Source organism: Pseudomonas sp. SID14000 (genome assembly GCF_002165135.1).
GTDB lineage: Bacteria > Pseudomonadota > Gammaproteobacteria > Pseudomonadales > Pseudomonadaceae > Aquipseudomonas.
On the sequence record NZ_NFZQ01000009.1, the window covers coordinates 85,738 to 100,206 of the forward strand.

A 14,469-nucleotide genomic window follows, 5' to 3' on the forward strand; every position below is an offset into this window, starting at 1 on the left:
CGCGCCATCGATGAAAACACCGCTCTGGTTTCCGCAAAGTTTCTTCGCCCGCACCCTGTGGCTGGTGTTGATCGTCGTTCTGTTCTCCAAGGCCTTGACCCTGGTCTATCTGTTGATGAACGAGGACGTGCTGGTCGACCGTCAGTACAGCCACGGTGTGGCGCTGACTCTGCGCGCCTATTGGGCGGCCGACGAAGAAAACCGCGACAAGATCGCCGAAGCGGCAGGCCTTATCCGGGTCACCGGCTCGGGTGTCCCCGAGGGTGAGCGCCACTGGCCCTACAGCGAGATCTACCAACGGCAGATGCAGGCCGAGTTGGGCGAAGACACCGAGGTACGGCTGCGCATTCATGCGCCGCCGGCGTTGTGGGTCAATGCGCCAAGCCTGGGCCCGGGCTGGTTGAAGGTACCGCTGTACCCGCACCCGCTGCGTGGGCAGAAGATCTGGAACGTGCTGGGTTGGTTCCTGGCCATCGGTCTGTTGTCCACCGCCTCGGCCTGGATCTTCGTGCGCCAGCTGAACCAGCCGCTCAAGCGCCTGGTGTTCGCCGCCCGCCAGCTGGGCCAGGGGCGCAGCGTGCGCCTGCCGATCAGTGACACCCCCAGCGAGATGACCGAGGTGTACAAGGCCTTCAACCAGATGGCCGAAGATGTCGAGCAGGCCGGGCGCGAGCGCGAGCTTATGCTGGCCGGGGTTTCCCACGATCTGCGTACACCGCTGACGCGCCTGCGCCTGTCGCTTTCGTTGCTGAACAGCGACAGCGAACTGAGTGAAGACATGGTCCGCGATATCGAGGACATGGACGCGATCCTCGACCAGTTCCTGGCCTTTATCCGCGATGGCCGTGACGAGCCGGTGGAGGAGGTCGACCTGGCCGACCTGGTGCGCGAGGTGGTGGCGCCCTACAACCAGCCGGAAGAACGGGTGCGGCTGTGCCTGGAGCCGATTCCACCGTTCCCGCTGCGCCGGGTTTCGCTCAAGCGCATGCTGGGCAACCTGATCGGTAACGCCCTGCACCACGCTGGCAAGGGGGTCGAGGTGGCCGCCTATGTGTCGGGTGACGAGAGTGCGCCGTATGTGGTGCTGAGCGTGCTGGACCGCGGGACGGGGATCGACGAGTCGGAGCTGGAAACCATCTTCAATCCGTTCATTCGTGGCGATCGCGCACGTGGCGGCAAGGGCACCGGGCTGGGGCTGGCGATCGTCAAGCGGATCGCTGCGCAGCACGGCGGGAATGTGGAGTTGCGCAACCGCTCTGGTGGCGGGATCGAGGCGCGGGTGCGGTTGCCTTTGGGGCTGTTACTGCCGCGTAATGCCGTGTGATTGCCGGGGCCGCTTTGCGGCCCTTTCGCGACACAAGGCCGCTCCTACAAGGAATCGCGTAATCCTGTAGGAGCGGCCTTGTGCCGCGATGGGCTGCGCAGCAGCCCCAAAATCTCAGCCCTTGCCCTTGGTCCGGGTCTGGTTAGGCCCGCCGTTCTTCTCCAGGTGCTCGATGATCATGCCGGCCACGTTCTTGCCGGTAGTCACTTCGATGCCTTCCAGCCCCGGCGACGAGTTCACCTCCATCACCAGTGGCCCATGGTTGGAACGCAGGATATCCACACCCGCCACACTCAAACCCATCACCTTGGCCGCGCGAATGGCGGTCATGCGTTCTTCCGGGGTGATCTTGATCAGGCTGGCCACCCCGCCGCGGTGCAAATTGGAGCGGAATTCTCCTGGCTTGGCCTGGCGCTTCATCGATGCGATGACCTTGTCGCCGACCACGAAGCAGCGTATGTCCGCGCCGCCCGCTTCCTTGATGTACTCCTGCACCATGATGTTCTGCTTCAGCCCCATGAATGCCTCGATCACCGATTCGGCGGCCTTGGTGGTTTCGCACAGCACCACGCCGATGCCCTGTGTACCTTCCAGCACCTTGATCACCAGCGGGGCGCCGTTGACCATCTGGATCAGGTCGGGGATGTCGTCCGGCGAGTGGGCGAAGCCGGTAATCGGCAAGCCGATGCCGCGCCGCGACAGCAGTTGCAGCGAACGTAGCTTGTCGCGGGAGCGGGCAATCGCTACCGACTCGTTGAGTGGATACACACCCATCATCTCGAACTGGCGCAGCACCGCGCATCCGTAGAAGGTCACCGAGGCGCCAATGCGCGGGATCACCGCGTCGAAGCCTTCCAGCGGCTTGCCACGATAGTGGATCTGCGGTTTGTGGCTGGCAATGTTCATGTAGGCCCGCAGGGTATCGATCACCACCATTTCGTGGCCCCGCTGGGTACCGGCTTCGACCAGGCGACGGGTGGAATACAGACGCGGATTGCGCGACAGCACAGCGATCTTCATGCAGCACCTGTGACAGGGGAAAGGGTGGCCGGGAAGGCCGGTTTGTCTTGGACGTATTTCAGGCCAGGGTTAACCACCAGCTGGCCATGGATCAGGGCCTTGGAGCCGAGCAACAGGCGGTAACGCATGTTCTTGCGGCAGGCCAGTGTGAATTCCACCTCCCACACACCATCGCCCAGGGCCAGTGACGTACGGATGACATAGCGGGTCTGGGCCTGGCCGTTGGAGCTCTTGATGGTTTTCATGGTCACCAGCGGTGCCTCGCAGCGGCGGTGGCGCAATTGCACCACCGAGCCCAGGTGTGCGGTGAAGCGGACCCAGGGCTGGCCGTCGCGCTCGAACGGTTCCACCTCGGTGGCGTGCAGGCTGGAGGTGCTGGCGCCGGTGTCGATCTTGGCGCGCAGCCCGGCCACGCCGAGGTCGGGCAGGGCGACCCACTCGCGCAGGCCGATCACAGTCAAATGGTCAAATGTCTTCACGAAACGGACCCTGCGGATGAGGTGGTGAACTGTAAGCACGGCGGGGATTTTTTGCATCCGATCGTTACGGTAGTACAGTTCGATGAAACACAGCGTTCGAGGTAACGGGATGGCACACAAAGCCGAAGACGACGACAAGGTCCGCCTGGACAAATGGCTGTGGGCGGCACGCTTCTACAAGACCCGTGCGCTGGCCAAGGCGGCAATCGAGAGCGGCAAGGTGCATTGCCGGGGCGAGCGTTGCAAGCCGGGCAAGGAGCCGCGGCTGGGTGACGAGTTCGTGCTGCGCACCGGGTTCGACGAGCGCACCGTGGTGGTGAAGGCGCTGTCGGTGGTGCGCCGTGGGGCGCCAGAGGCGCAGATGTTGTACGAAGAGACCGAGGACAGCGTGCGTCGGCGTGAGCAGGCGGCTGAACTGCGCAAGGCCGGGGCGATGGGTGTGACCACCGATGGGCGGCCGACCAAGAAGCAGCGGCGGCAGATTCACCAGTTGCATGGCAGCTTCGAATAGCCGGGGCCGCTTTGCGGCCCTTTCGCGACACAAGGCCGCTCCCACAAGCAGGGCGTTGCCTGAATGCCTTGTGCGGTGCCTGTAGGAGCGGCCTTGTGTCGCGATGGGCTGCGCAGCAGCCCCGTGGTCCTAACGGGTGACGGCCATCCGTCCGACCAGTGGTAATTTGCCCAGCAGGTTGAACAACGGCGCTGTCCAGTGCATCAGCACCGCACTACCCTTGGCCGCCAGCGGTGTGTAGCAGCTCCAGCCCAATGCCAGCACCGCCATCAGCAGCCCGCCGATGTAGTCATCCTGCCCCCAGTGGGCACCGGCCACCAGGCGCGGCAACATGAACAACACCGCTAGCCCCCAGACCACCAGGAACTGCATCAGGCGGCGGCTGAACACGCTCATGAACAGCGCCCAGATCAGCAACACCGAGGCATGGTCCCCCGGGAAACTCTTGCTGGAACGGTCCTTGAGTTCCCAGGCCGCCTCCAGGTTCGGGTAGTAGTCGCTGAGGTGCACCACCTCGTCGAACATCATCGACGGGCTCTTGTGCTGCCAGCCGGCTGCGTCCACCCACTTGGAAAACAGCGCGCGAATCACCACTAAGAGGATTAGCGTGACCAGGAAGCCGAAAAAGGCCTGGCGAACCTGGGTTGCCTTGAACACCCAGTCGCCACGGATAAGCACTGCCAGAAGGATCAGGCCGACGACGATGTCGAACGGGCGCAGGCTGCCGACGGTCCAGATGTAGCGCCAGGTGGTGTTGTCGGCTAGCGGCGCATTCAGGCTGTGGAACAGCCACTCGTCGAAAGTCAGGCACAAGACCTGGCCAATGGGCCATAACCAGAAACACAGTAGAGCGATGGGAAGCAGCGTACAGGCTGCCAATGGCCTCCAGGACCACCTTGCTTGGAACAGTGGTCGATTGTCCATAAAATACCTCTATTGCAAACAGGAATCGGAGCGCGTTGTGAGCGCTCTGTCACGGGGTTCTCGCGCATTTCGACAACCCTTGTAATCATTTTGTCATCATTTCCAGATAGCCAAAACCTATGAGCGACTTGCCTGATACCGATTTCACCCAACGTTTCATCTTCGACGAGCGCGATGTGCGCGGCGAGTGGGTGTCTCTCGATGACAGCTACGCCGCGGTGCTGGCGCGTCATCAGTACCCGCAGCCGGTGCAGGTGCTGCTCGGCGAGCTGATGGCTGCCACCGCCTTGCTGGTGGGGGCGCTGAAGTTCGACGGCCTGCTGATTCTGCAGGCGCGTTCGGAAGGGCCGATCCCGCTGCTGATGGTGGAGTGTTCCGGTGACCGCGACATTCGCGGCATGGCCCGCTACGAAGCGGACCAGATCCCGGCTGATGCCACATTGTCGCAGTTGATGCCTGACGGCCACCTGACCTTGACCATCGACCCGGTCAAGGGCCAGCGTTACCAGGGTACCGTCGACCTCGACGGCGCCGACCTGGCCGAATGCTTCACCAACTACTTTGTCCAGTCGCAGCAGCTGAACACGCGCTTCTGGCTCAACGCCGAAGGCGGCAAGGCCCGTGGCCTGCTGCTGCAGCAACTGCCGCGCGATCGCCAGCCGGACGACGAAGAGCGTGAGGACAGCTGGCAGCACGTGGTGGCCCTGGCCAAGACCCTCAAGCCTGAGGAGTGGGCCGAAGGCAACGAAACCCTGCTGCACCGCCTGTACCATGAAGATGCCGTGCGCCTGTTCGACATCCAGCCGTTGCGCTTCAACTGCAGCTGCTCGCGCGAACGTTCCGGCAATGCGCTGGTCAGTTTGGGCGAGCACGACGCCAAGGCGCTGGTGGAAGAATGCGGCGGGCAGGTGGAGATCGATTGCCAGTTCTGCAACGAGCGCTATTTCTTCGACGCCAGCGATGTGGCGCAACTGTTTGCCGGTGGCGGCACTGACGTAGCCTCAGAAACTCGTCACTGAAACGTTTAACTACAGGACAATCTCCTGTCTAATTGCGCAAAAGCGCAGTTCTGACAGGAGGGGCCTACTTTTTTTGGGCGTTTCTGGCATAATCCGGCCACTTTTTTCGCTGTAGTAGTTTTTTCAAGACAACTACAAAACGTTTGGAGCACTCGGCCTCGGGCCGGATGGGGTATCTCATGACGCAAGCCAACAACACCGTGTACACCGACCTGAGCGTCGATGAGCTGGTAAAAGAAGCGCTGCAACGCGGTGAAGGCGTACTAGCCGATACTGGTGCACTGGTCGTGGAGACTGGTCACCGTACTGGCCGTTCGCCGGCTGACCGTTTCATCGTCGAAGAACCTTCCACTCAGGACGCCATTGCCTGGGGCCCGATCAACCGCAAGTTCCCGGCCGACAAGTTCGATGCCCTGTGGGACCGCGTCGAGGCGTTCAACAACGCCCAGGATCACTTCGTCTCCTACGTCCACGTAGGGGCGGCCGCCGAGCACTACCTGCCGGTGAAGATGACCACCCAGACTGCCTGGCAGAACCTGTTCGGCCGTTGCCTGTTCATCAACCCGGAGCAGTACAACCCGGCTGGCCGTGGCGAGTGGCAGGTCCTCAACGTTGCCAACTTCGTGTGCGAGCCTGAGCGTGACGGCACCAACTCCGATGGTTGCGTGATCATCAACTTCGCCCAGAAGAAAGTGCTGATCGCTGGCATGCGCTACGCCGGCGAAATGAAGAAAGCCATGTTCTCGGTGCAGAACTTCCTGCTGCCGGCTGCCGACGTACTGCCGATGCACTGCGCCGCCAACATCGGCGAAGCAGGCGATGTGACCCTGTTCTTCGGCCTGTCCGGCACCGGCAAGACCACCCTGTCGGCCGACGAAAGCCGTTACCTGATCGGTGACGACGAGCACGGCTGGGGCGAGGGTGTGGTCTTCAACATCGAAGGCGGTTGCTACGCCAAGTGCATCGACTTGTCCGAGAAGAACGAGCCGGTCATCTGGAAAGCCATCAAGCATGGCGCCGTGCTGGAAAACGTCGTTCTCGACGCCAACAAGCACGCCGACTACAGCGATGTCAGCCTGACCCAGAACAGCCGTGCGGCCTACCCGCTGGAGCATGTTGCCAAGCGTTCCGCAGCGAACCTGGGCGGCGAGCCGAACGCAGTCATCTTCCTGACCTGCGACCTGACTGGTGTTCTGCCTCCGGTTTCGATCCTGAACAACGAGCAGGCGGCCTACCACTTCCTGTCTGGCTACACCGCGCTGGTCGGTTCCACCGAAATGGGTTCGGGCAGCGGCATCAAGTCGACCTTCTCCACCTGCTTCGGCGCCCCGTTCTTCCCGCGCCCGGCTGGCGAATACGCCGAGCTGCTGATCAAGCGTATCAAGGGCTTCAACTCGAAGGTCTATCTGGTCAACACCGGCTGGACCGGCGGTGGCTACGGCGTTGGCAAGCGCTTCAGCATCCCGACCACCCGTGCCGTGATCGCGGCGATCCAGAGCGGCGCGCTGGTCGGTGCCGAAACCGAGCACCTGGACATCATCAACCTGGACGTGCCGAAGGCCGTTCCAGGCGTTGAAACCGAGCTGCTCAACCCACGCACCAACTGGGCTGACAAGGCTGCCTACGACGAGGCCGCCAAAGGCCTGGCCAAGCTGTTCATCGAAAACTTCAAGAAGTTCGAAGTTTCCGACGCCATCAAGGCCGCTGGTCCGCAGCTGTAAGCTGAGCCCGCCTGCAACGAGAAAGCCGCCCCTTTGGGCGGCTTTTTTGTTCCTGTGAATTAGCGCGGTCATTGTGGGAGCGGGCAGCGGAAATCCGGTTTTTCTGTTTCACTGTCAGCATCCATTGCGAAGACAAGAGCCAGCCAGATGACCGAATCCCCTCAGCGCACTGCCTTCTCCCACTTCCACCCCATCCTCACCCGCCCTCAGGACAACGACCTGAACGGCCATATCGCCGGGGCCACCGTGCACGGTTTCTTCGAAACCGCCATCCAGGCGTTTCTCGTCGAACAGGCCGAACTGGACCTGCGTGACGGTGAGCTGGCAGCCTTCGTGGTCAGTTCGGCGGCGGATTTCTACGCGCTGCCGGGCTTCCCGGACGTGCTGGAAGTGGGGCTGGGGGTGGCGCGCCTGGCGGGCAGCACGGTGGAATATCGACTGGCCCTGTTCCGCCCGGGGGAGCCGGAGGCGTGTGCGGCAGGCAGGGTGGTGCAGGTGTTCATCGAACGCGCCAGTGGCCGGCCTGTGGCGTTGCCGGCGGCGTTGCAGGTGATCCTGTCTGGCATCCTGCTGGAACAGCAGGCATAAAAAAGCCCCGCGGGCAGGGGCGGGGCTTTTGTTGCCGGGGCAGGGCCCTCAGGCGTTAGTGGCGCCAGTGGCGCTTGTGCTTGCGATGGCCATAATGGTGGCCACGGTCCCAGTGGCGACGGTCGTCGTCATAGCCACGACGGTAGCGGCGGCCATCGTGGTAATCGTCTCTGTCGGCTTCTTTACCCATGTAGTTACCCAGTGCGCCACCGGCGCCACCGCCGGCTGCCGCGCCAATGTAGCTACCGGTAGTGCCGCCCATGGAGCGGCCGACCACGTTGCCGCCCGCGGCGCCCAATGCGCCACCGATGGCTGCCTCACCACGCTGGTGCTTGTTGGCACCGACTGCACTGCCAGCTGCGCCGCCCAGGCCAGCGCCGATCGCGCCGCCTGTGCTACCACCAATGGACTGGCCCACGACAGAGCCCAGTACCCCACCCAATGCGCCGCCAATGCCGGCCTCGGTGGTGCCGCCCGCCATGGCAACGCCGCTGAGCAAGCTGAAAGACAACAACAGTATCGAGGAGTACTTCTTCATCAAGAGAGCCTCATAGGGATGACGAGGCGAATTTGAGCCTAACAAACGCCTCTGGCAACGGAAATCCGACGAGTAACACGACTTGTACACAATTCTCTAACTTACTGTATTTACTATGAAACTTTATCTTTTTTCCGCTGTCTGAGCTTTTTATGACGAAGCCCTGAACCGCTATGGAACAGGGCTTTTTTGATTTTTGCGGGGGGCTTCTGGCCTCTTCGCGGCTAAAGCCGCTCCCACAGGGAGACCACTGCTCTCAGGCCTTGTGGTATCCCTGTGGGAGCGGCTTTAGCCGCGAAGAGGCCGGCGCATTTCTAGAGGATACGCCCGTCGTCCTGCGCACGCTCCAGCTTGATGGCAATGAACTTCGACGTCGGCGTATGGCTGCCATCGCCAATGCTTTCCAGCGGCACCAGCGGATTCACCTCCGGGTAGTAAGCCGCCGCCTGCCCGGCCGGGATATCGAAGGCCAGCAGGGTAAAGCCGTGCACACGGCGCACATGCTCATCTCCCCACAACGACACGATGTCGACCTGCTGCCCCGGCTGGAAGCCCAGGCGGATGATGTCGGCTTCGTTGGCGAACAGCACCTCGCGCTGGCCGCGCACGCCGCGGTAGCGGTCGTCCAGGCCGTAGATGGTAGTGTTGTACTGATCGTGCGAGCGCATCGACTGCATGATCAGGTCCGGCAGCTGGCCGCTGGCACGTACGCGCTCGTCTAGCAGCGTATCGGGCAGCAGGTTGGCCTTGAAGTTGGCGCGGCCAGTGCTGGTCTTCCATTCGCGGCTGGCGGCGCTGTTGCCCAGGTAGAAACCGCCCGGCTCGCGCAGGCGCTGGTTGAAGCCGCTGAAGCCGGCGATGGTGTCGCCGATCAGCTCGCGAATACGATCGTAGTCAGCAACCAGCCAGTGCCAGTCCACGGGCTTCTTGCCCAAGGTGGCGGCGGCGATACCGGCGATGACCGCCGGCTCCGAGCGCATCTGCGTCGACAGTGGCTTCAGCTGGCCATTGGAGGCGTGGACCATGCTGAACGAGTCCTCAACCGTTACCGCCTGTGGCCCGTTGGCCTGCAGGTCGATGTCGGTACGGCCCAGGCACGGCAGGATCAGTGCCTGCCTGCCGTGCACCAGGTGGCTGCGGTTGAGCTTGGTGCTGATGTGCACGGTCAGCTCGCAGTTGCGCAGTGCCTGGGCAGTACGCTCGGTGTCCGGCGTGGCCTGGGCGAAGTTGCCGCCCAGGCCGATGAACACCTTGGCTCGGCCGTCGAGCATGGCGTGGATCGCCTCGACGGTGTTGTGGCCGTTGTGCCGGGGCACGGGGAAACCGAAACGCTGCTCGATGGCGTCCAGCAGGGCCGTCGGCGGGCGCTCGTTGATGCCCATGGTGCGGTCACCCTGCACGTTGCTGTGGCCGCGCACCGGGCACAGGCCGGCGCCTGGCACGCCGATGTTGCCGCGCAGCATCTGCAGGTTGACGATTTCCTGGATGGTCGGCACCGAATGGCGGTGCTGGGTAATGCCCATCGCCCAGCACATGATCACCCGCTTGCCGCGGCAGTACATGCGCGCGGCCAGTTCGATGTCGGCCAGCGCCAGGCCGGACTGGGCCTGGATGTGTTCCCATGAGGTGGCATCCACTACCGTCAGGTAGTCGTCGATGCCATGGCCATGTTCGGCGATGAAGGCGTGATCGAAGATGGCCGGTTCGCCCTTGGCCTGGGCTTCGCGTTCCCATTGCAGGACGAACTTGGCCATGCCGCGCAGCATCGCCATGTCACCGCCCAGGGCCGGGCGGAAGAATGCGGTGTTGGTCGGCCGGTCGCTGTTGGTCAGCATTTCCAGCGGGTTCTGCGGGTGCTGGAAGCGCTCCAGGCCACGCTCTTTGAGCGGGTTGATGCACACTACCTGGGCACCGCGTTTTACCGCATCGCGCAGTGGGTCGAGCATGCGCGGGTGGTTGGTGCCGGGGTTCTGGCCCCAGACGAAAATGGCGTCGGCATGCTCGAAGTCGTCGAAGGTGACGGTGCCCTTGCCGACCCCGACACTTTGCCCCAGGGCCACGCCACTGGCCTCATGGCACATGTTCGAACAGTCGGGGAAGTTGTTGGTGCCGTAGGCTCGCACGAACAACTGGTACAGGTATGCCGCTTCGTTGCTGGCGCGCCCGGAAGTGTAGAACTCGGCCTGGTCAGGGTCGGCCAGCTTGTTCAGCTCGCGGGCGATCAGGGCGAAGGCTGCGTCCCAGCTGATCGGCTGGTAGCGATCGGTGGGTGGGTCGTAGACCATCGGCTCGGTCAGGCGGCCCTGGTACTCCAGCCAGTAGTCGCTCTGCTGCAGTAGCGAAGTGACGCTGTAGCGGGCGAAAAACGCAGCATCGACACGACGCTTGGTCGCCTCCCAGTTCACCGCCTTGGCACCGTTCTCACAAAACTTGACCATGCCGTTTTCCGGCGAGTCGCCCCAGGCGCAGCCGGGGCAATCGAAACCGCCGTTCTGGTTGGTCTTGAGCAAGGCGCGAATGTTTTTCAGCGCGTTGTCGCTGCCAACCCAGGCCTTGGCCACGCTGCGCAGCGCGCCCCAGCCACCGGCGGGACCGTGGTAGGGCTTGTAGCGAGGGGAGGAGGCTGGGGGGGTGTCCGGGAGGTGCTGGTACGAGGTCACGACTGTTACGACTCCGCCGCTGGGCTGTAGACCCGCGGTGCGCTGTGCTTGGGCAGATGGATAAGGTTGAGGTTGTGCTTGCGCGCCCATTGCAGGGCAAGGCCGGTGGGTGCTGACAGGCTGACAAGGGTCTGGATGCCGGCCCGCAACACTTTCTGGATCAGCTCCAGACTGCAGCGGCTGGTGACGATGGCCAGGCCGCCCTGGCTGTCGATGCCTTGGCGCAGCAGGGCGCCGATCAGCTTGTCGAGGGCGTTGTGCCGGCCGATATCTTCGCGGCCGAGCAGCAGTTCGCCGTGGCGGTCCATGAACAGCGCTGCATGCACCGCGCCGCAGTGCTGGCCAAGGGGCTGAAAGGCATCGATGCGTTCACGCAGGCCGACCAGCCATTGTGCCGGTGGCAAGGGTGCGCCAGGCAGTTCGGCCAGCTCTGGCAGTGCCTGCTCCAGCGCTTCGACCCCGCACAGGCCGCAACCACTGGTGCCGGCCAATTGGCGGCGCTGGTTTTTCAGGTTCCAGAACGCACGGCTGGAAATCTCCAGGTCGGCATACATCGCCGAGCCGCTGCCGGAGAGCTTCAGGTCGTAGATTTCCGTGGTGCCTTCGACGATGCCGCTGCCGACACTGAAGCCGACGGCGAAGTCTTCCAGGTCGGTGGGGCTGACCAGCATCACCGCCTGGTTGAGGCCGTTGTAGGCAATGGCCAGGGCCACTTCTTCGGCCAAGGGCGTGCTGTCGCGTCTGGCGTCGCTGAGCTGGATGTAATCGTAGGTGTTGCTGGCGGCGGGCATGGACAAGGGCGATGAGGCCGCGCAGACCGGAGGTTTGCTGTTCATCGGGGGCTATCGGCAGCTTTCTGATAGCACAAGCCTAGGCGGGCGGGCCGGCGGCGTCTAATCGCTAAGGTCTATGCCTTGATAGACCGCGTCGATTGGTCGCATGGGGCGGTAGGAGAAAAGCTGGCCTAGACTGCTGTGTCCGAGGTTTCGTCAACAAGGAGAGCGCTATGAGCTTGTTCAGTTTCGTCAAGGAAGCGGGCGAGAAGTTGATCGACCTGCTGACCCCCGGCAACGCCAATGCCGAAGAGCAGTTGAAGAAACACGTGGAGAGTGTCGGTCTGGGCAATCCGAATATCACGGCCACTGTAGAGGGAGACACGATCACCCTCAAGGGCGAGGTGGCCAGCCAGGAGGAGAAAGAGAAGATCATCCTGGCGGCGGGCAACATCGCTGGCGTGGCCACTGTCGATGACCAGATTACCGTGACCGGGCCGGTGGCCCAGGCGGCGCGGTTCGTGACGGTAGCGAAGGGTGATACGTTGAGTGCCATTTCGAAGCAGGTGTATGGCGACCCCAACAAGTACCAGAAGATCTTCGAGGCCAACAAACCGATGCTCAAGCACCCGGACAAGATCTATCCGGGGCAGGTGTTGCGTATTCCTGAATGATATCTGCAGCCTGTACCGGCCTCTTCGCGGGTAAACCCGCTCCCACAGGGATCGCACACAGTTCAGGCCTGTGGTGATCCTGTGGGAGCGGGTTTACCCGCGAAGAGGCCCGTGCAGGCCTACCAATAATTCCCGGTAGTCCTCGACCGCCGCAAACTCCTCGGTATCCCGCGGCCCTGCCTGGCTATCCGGCTGGCGCACCGCCAGCAGATGCCCCACGCCAAACCGTCGCGCACTGCGCAGAATCGCCAAGGTGTCATCGATGAACAGGCTGCGCCCCGGTTCAAAGCCTATGTCTGCCTGCAAGGCATCCCAGAACTGCGGGCTTTCCTTCGGGTAGCCATAGTCATGCGAGCTGATCAGCCGCTCGAAATACGGCGCCAGCTCCACCCGCTCCAGTTTCAGCGACAGCGAATCCCGGTGCGCATTGGTGATCATCACCACGCGCTTGCCCGCGTCGCGGATCGCTGCCAGGAAGGTGTCGGCATCCGGGCGCAGGGCGATCAGGTCGGCGATTTCCTGTTTCAGTTCGCGGATCGGCAGCCGCAGCTCGCGGCTCCAGAAGTCCAGGCAATACCAGTTCAGCGTACCGGCATTACGCTCGAACAGCGGCTGCAGCTCCATTTCCGCCATGGCCCGGCTTACCCCGTGCAGCTCGGCATAGCGCTGGGGCAGGTGGTCCAGCCAGAAGCGGTTGTCGTAATGCAGGTCGAGCAGGGTGCCGTCCATGTCCAGCAGGACGGTATCGATGGCAGACCAGGGAAGAACAGGCATGGGAAACTCTCGATCAGTCGGCAAGCCACGGTATAGTAACCCGTTCACGCCAAGGAGCCGCCCCATGCGCCAGAAACCCACCGTCCTCAGCCGCGAAATAGTCGCCAGCAGCCGCCTGTTCCGCGTCGAAGCCGTGCAATTGCGCTTTAGCAATGGCAACGAGCGCACCTACGAGCGTCTGGTGGGCCGGGGTAATGGCTATGGCGCGGTGATGATCGTGGCCATGCTCGATGCCGAGCACGCGGTACTGGTGGAGGAATACTGCGGCGGCACCGACGAATACGAGCTGTCGTTGCCCAAGGGCCTGATCGAGCCGGGTGAGGACGTGCTGGCGGCAGCCGACCGGGAGCTCAAGGAAGAAGCCGGTTTTGGCGCGCGCCAGCTGGAGCACCTGACCGAGCTTTCGTTGTCGCCGGGCTACATGAGCCAGAAGATCCAGGTGGTGCTGGCCAGCGACCTGTACGAGGAGCGCCTGGAAGGCGACGAGCCGGAGCCGATGCGGGTCGACAAGGTCAACCTGCGCGAACTCTCGGCCCTGGCCATGCACCCGCAGTTTACCGAGGGGCGTGCCCTGGCGGCGCTGTACCTGGCGCGTGACCTGCTGATTCAGCGGGGGCTGCTGGAAGCATGAACGACCTGCAATTGATGCACGAAGTGGTCAAGCTGGCCCTGTTGGCGGGCCAGGCGATCCTGCCGTTCTGGCGCGCCGATGTGGCCGTGACCAACAAGGCCGACGATTCGCCGGTCACCGCCGCCGACCTGGCGGCGCACCGGGTGATTGCCGATGGCCTGCTGGCGCTGGCGCCGCAAATCCCGGTGCTGTCCGAAGAGGACTGCAACATTCCGTTGGCCGAGCGCCAGGGCTGGAGCCGCTGGTGGCTGGTGGACCCGCTGGACGGCACCAAGGAATTCATCGCCGGCAGCGAGGAGTTCACGGTCAACATCGCCCTGGTCGAAAACGGCGAGGTGGTGTTTGGCGTGGTGTCCATGCCGAGCAACGGGCGCTGCTACTTCGGTGGTCGCGGCTTGGGCGCCTGGCGTGCGGAGGCGGGTGAGGCCGCCCAGGCGATCCAGGTACGCAACGCGCCGCCGGTGGGTGAGCGTTTCACCGTGGTCGCCAGCCGTCGCCATACCAGCCCGGAACAGGAAGCGCTGCTGGCTGGGCTGGGGGCAGCGGTGGGTGAGCTGGAGCTGGCCAATATCGGCAGTTCGTTGAAGTTCTGCCTGTTGGCTGAGGGAAGCGCCGATTGCTATCCGCGCCTGGCACCGACCTCGCAGTGGGATACCGCGGCGGCGCAGGGTGTAGTGGAAGGGGCCGGGGGCGAGGTGATCGGGCTGGATGGCTTGCCGTTCCGGTACCCGCCGCGGGAGTCGTTGCTTAACCCGTATTTCCTGGCGTTGCCGGCCAATGCTGTGTGGCGTCAAGCCTTCCTGAGCCTGATCTGACGATCCCACAAGGATCGC

Annotated in this window: 15 protein-coding genes; 8 read left to right on the forward strand and 7 right to left on the reverse strand. The window is 63.3% G+C overall.

All coding sequences use genetic code 11. The features are described from left to right. Positions 1-10 precede the first annotated feature (10 nt). Positions 11-1,324, forward strand: coding sequence for an ATP-binding protein (locus CAY82_RS14985; RefSeq protein ID WP_087501920.1), 1,314 nt, complete (start codon positions 11-13; stop codon positions 1,322-1,324). Positions 1,325-1,438: 114 nt separating this feature from the next. On the opposite strand, the gene rimK is transcribed toward CAY82_RS14985, so the two are convergent. Together rimK and CAY82_RS14995 are read right to left on the reverse strand one after the other, a co-directional pair. Beyond that, the gene (gene rimK, locus CAY82_RS14990; RefSeq protein WP_015268602.1) at positions 1,439-2,344 is read right to left on the reverse strand and encodes a 30S ribosomal protein S6--L-glutamate ligase; all 906 of its coding nucleotides are present in this window, start codon (positions 2,342-2,344) and stop codon (positions 1,439-1,441) included. Beyond that, positions 2,341-2,790 carry an ATP-dependent zinc protease gene (locus tag CAY82_RS14995; protein WP_170931083.1) on the reverse strand — a complete coding sequence of 150 codons (450 nt, stop codon included), beginning with the start codon at positions 2,788-2,790 and terminating at the stop codon, positions 2,341-2,343. The genes rimK and CAY82_RS14995 overlap by 4 nt, the downstream gene beginning before the upstream one ends. 142 nt (positions 2,791-2,932) lie before the next feature. On the opposite strand from CAY82_RS14995, the gene CAY82_RS15000 reads away from it, so the two are divergent. Further along, positions 2,933-3,334, forward strand: a complete 402-nt coding sequence (locus CAY82_RS15000) for an RNA-binding S4 domain-containing protein (protein ID WP_087501921.1) — start codon at positions 2,933-2,935, stop codon at positions 3,332-3,334. Positions 3,335-3,463: 129 nt separating this feature from the next. Here the strand turns inward: CAY82_RS15000 and CAY82_RS15005 are convergent, their stop codons facing one another. Beyond that, positions 3,464-4,258, reverse strand: a complete 795-nt coding sequence (locus CAY82_RS15005) for a phosphatase PAP2 family protein (protein WP_087501922.1) — start codon at positions 4,256-4,258, stop codon at positions 3,464-3,466. A 119-nt stretch (positions 4,259-4,377) separates the two neighbouring features. Between CAY82_RS15005 and hslO the strand changes: the two genes are divergently transcribed. The 3 genes from hslO (at position 4,378) to CAY82_RS15020 (ending at position 7,586) form a co-directional block, all read left to right on the forward strand. Then, positions 4,378-5,277 (forward strand): Hsp33 family molecular chaperone HslO, encoded by a 900-nt coding sequence (gene hslO / locus CAY82_RS15010; protein WP_087501923.1) that lies wholly within the window; start codon positions 4,378-4,380, stop codon positions 5,275-5,277. A gap of 179 nt (positions 5,278-5,456) precedes the next feature. After that, positions 5,457-6,998, forward strand: a complete 1,542-nt coding sequence (locus CAY82_RS15015; protein ID WP_087501924.1) for a phosphoenolpyruvate carboxykinase — start codon at positions 5,457-5,459, stop codon at positions 6,996-6,998. 147 nt (positions 6,999-7,145) lie between these two features. Continuing rightward, a complete protein-coding gene (locus tag CAY82_RS15020) occupies positions 7,146-7,586 on the forward strand; it encodes a thioesterase family protein (RefSeq protein ID WP_087501925.1) in 441 nt (146 codons plus the stop codon). 55 nt (positions 7,587-7,641) lie between these two features. Here the strand turns inward: CAY82_RS15020 and CAY82_RS15025 are convergent, their stop codons facing one another. From CAY82_RS15025 to fdhD, 3 genes are all read right to left on the reverse strand, one after another. Next, positions 7,642-8,124: a glycine zipper domain-containing protein gene (locus CAY82_RS15025; protein WP_087501926.1), complete on the reverse strand. Its 483-nt coding sequence runs from the start codon at positions 8,122-8,124 to the stop codon at positions 7,642-7,644. A gap of 314 nt (positions 8,125-8,438) precedes the next feature. After that, positions 8,439-10,784 carry an FdhF/YdeP family oxidoreductase gene (locus CAY82_RS15030; RefSeq protein WP_087501927.1) on the reverse strand — a complete coding sequence of 782 codons (2,346 nt, stop codon included), beginning with the start codon at positions 10,782-10,784 and terminating at the stop codon, positions 8,439-8,441. A 5-nt stretch (positions 10,785-10,789) separates the two neighbouring features. Further along, complete coding sequence (gene fdhD, locus CAY82_RS15035) at positions 10,790-11,620, reverse strand: formate dehydrogenase accessory sulfurtransferase FdhD (protein WP_087501928.1); 831 nt, start codon at positions 11,618-11,620, stop codon at positions 10,790-10,792. 170 nt (positions 11,621-11,790) lie between these two features. On the opposite strand from fdhD, the gene lysM reads away from it, so the two are divergent. After that, a complete protein-coding gene (gene lysM, locus CAY82_RS15040) occupies positions 11,791-12,231 on the forward strand; it encodes a peptidoglycan-binding protein LysM (protein WP_087501929.1) in 441 nt (146 codons plus the stop codon). A 93-nt stretch (positions 12,232-12,324) separates the two neighbouring features. On the opposite strand, the gene yrfG is transcribed toward lysM, so the two are convergent. Beyond that, entirely contained in the window at positions 12,325-13,005 is a 681-nt protein-coding gene (yrfG, locus tag CAY82_RS15045; RefSeq protein WP_087501930.1) for a GMP/IMP nucleotidase, read from the reverse strand. 64 nt (positions 13,006-13,069) lie between these two features. On the opposite strand from yrfG, the gene nudE reads away from it, so the two are divergent. Both nudE and cysQ read left to right on the forward strand, forming a co-directional pair. Continuing rightward, positions 13,070-13,636: an ADP compounds hydrolase NudE gene (gene nudE / locus CAY82_RS15050; protein ID WP_015268611.1), complete on the forward strand. Its 567-nt coding sequence runs from the start codon at positions 13,070-13,072 to the stop codon at positions 13,634-13,636. Then, positions 13,633-14,451 (forward strand): 3'(2'),5'-bisphosphate nucleotidase CysQ, encoded by an 819-nt coding sequence (gene cysQ / locus CAY82_RS15055; RefSeq protein WP_087501931.1) that lies wholly within the window; start codon positions 13,633-13,635, stop codon positions 14,449-14,451. The genes nudE and cysQ overlap by 4 nt, the downstream gene beginning before the upstream one ends. Positions 14,452-14,469: the final 18 nt, after the last annotated feature.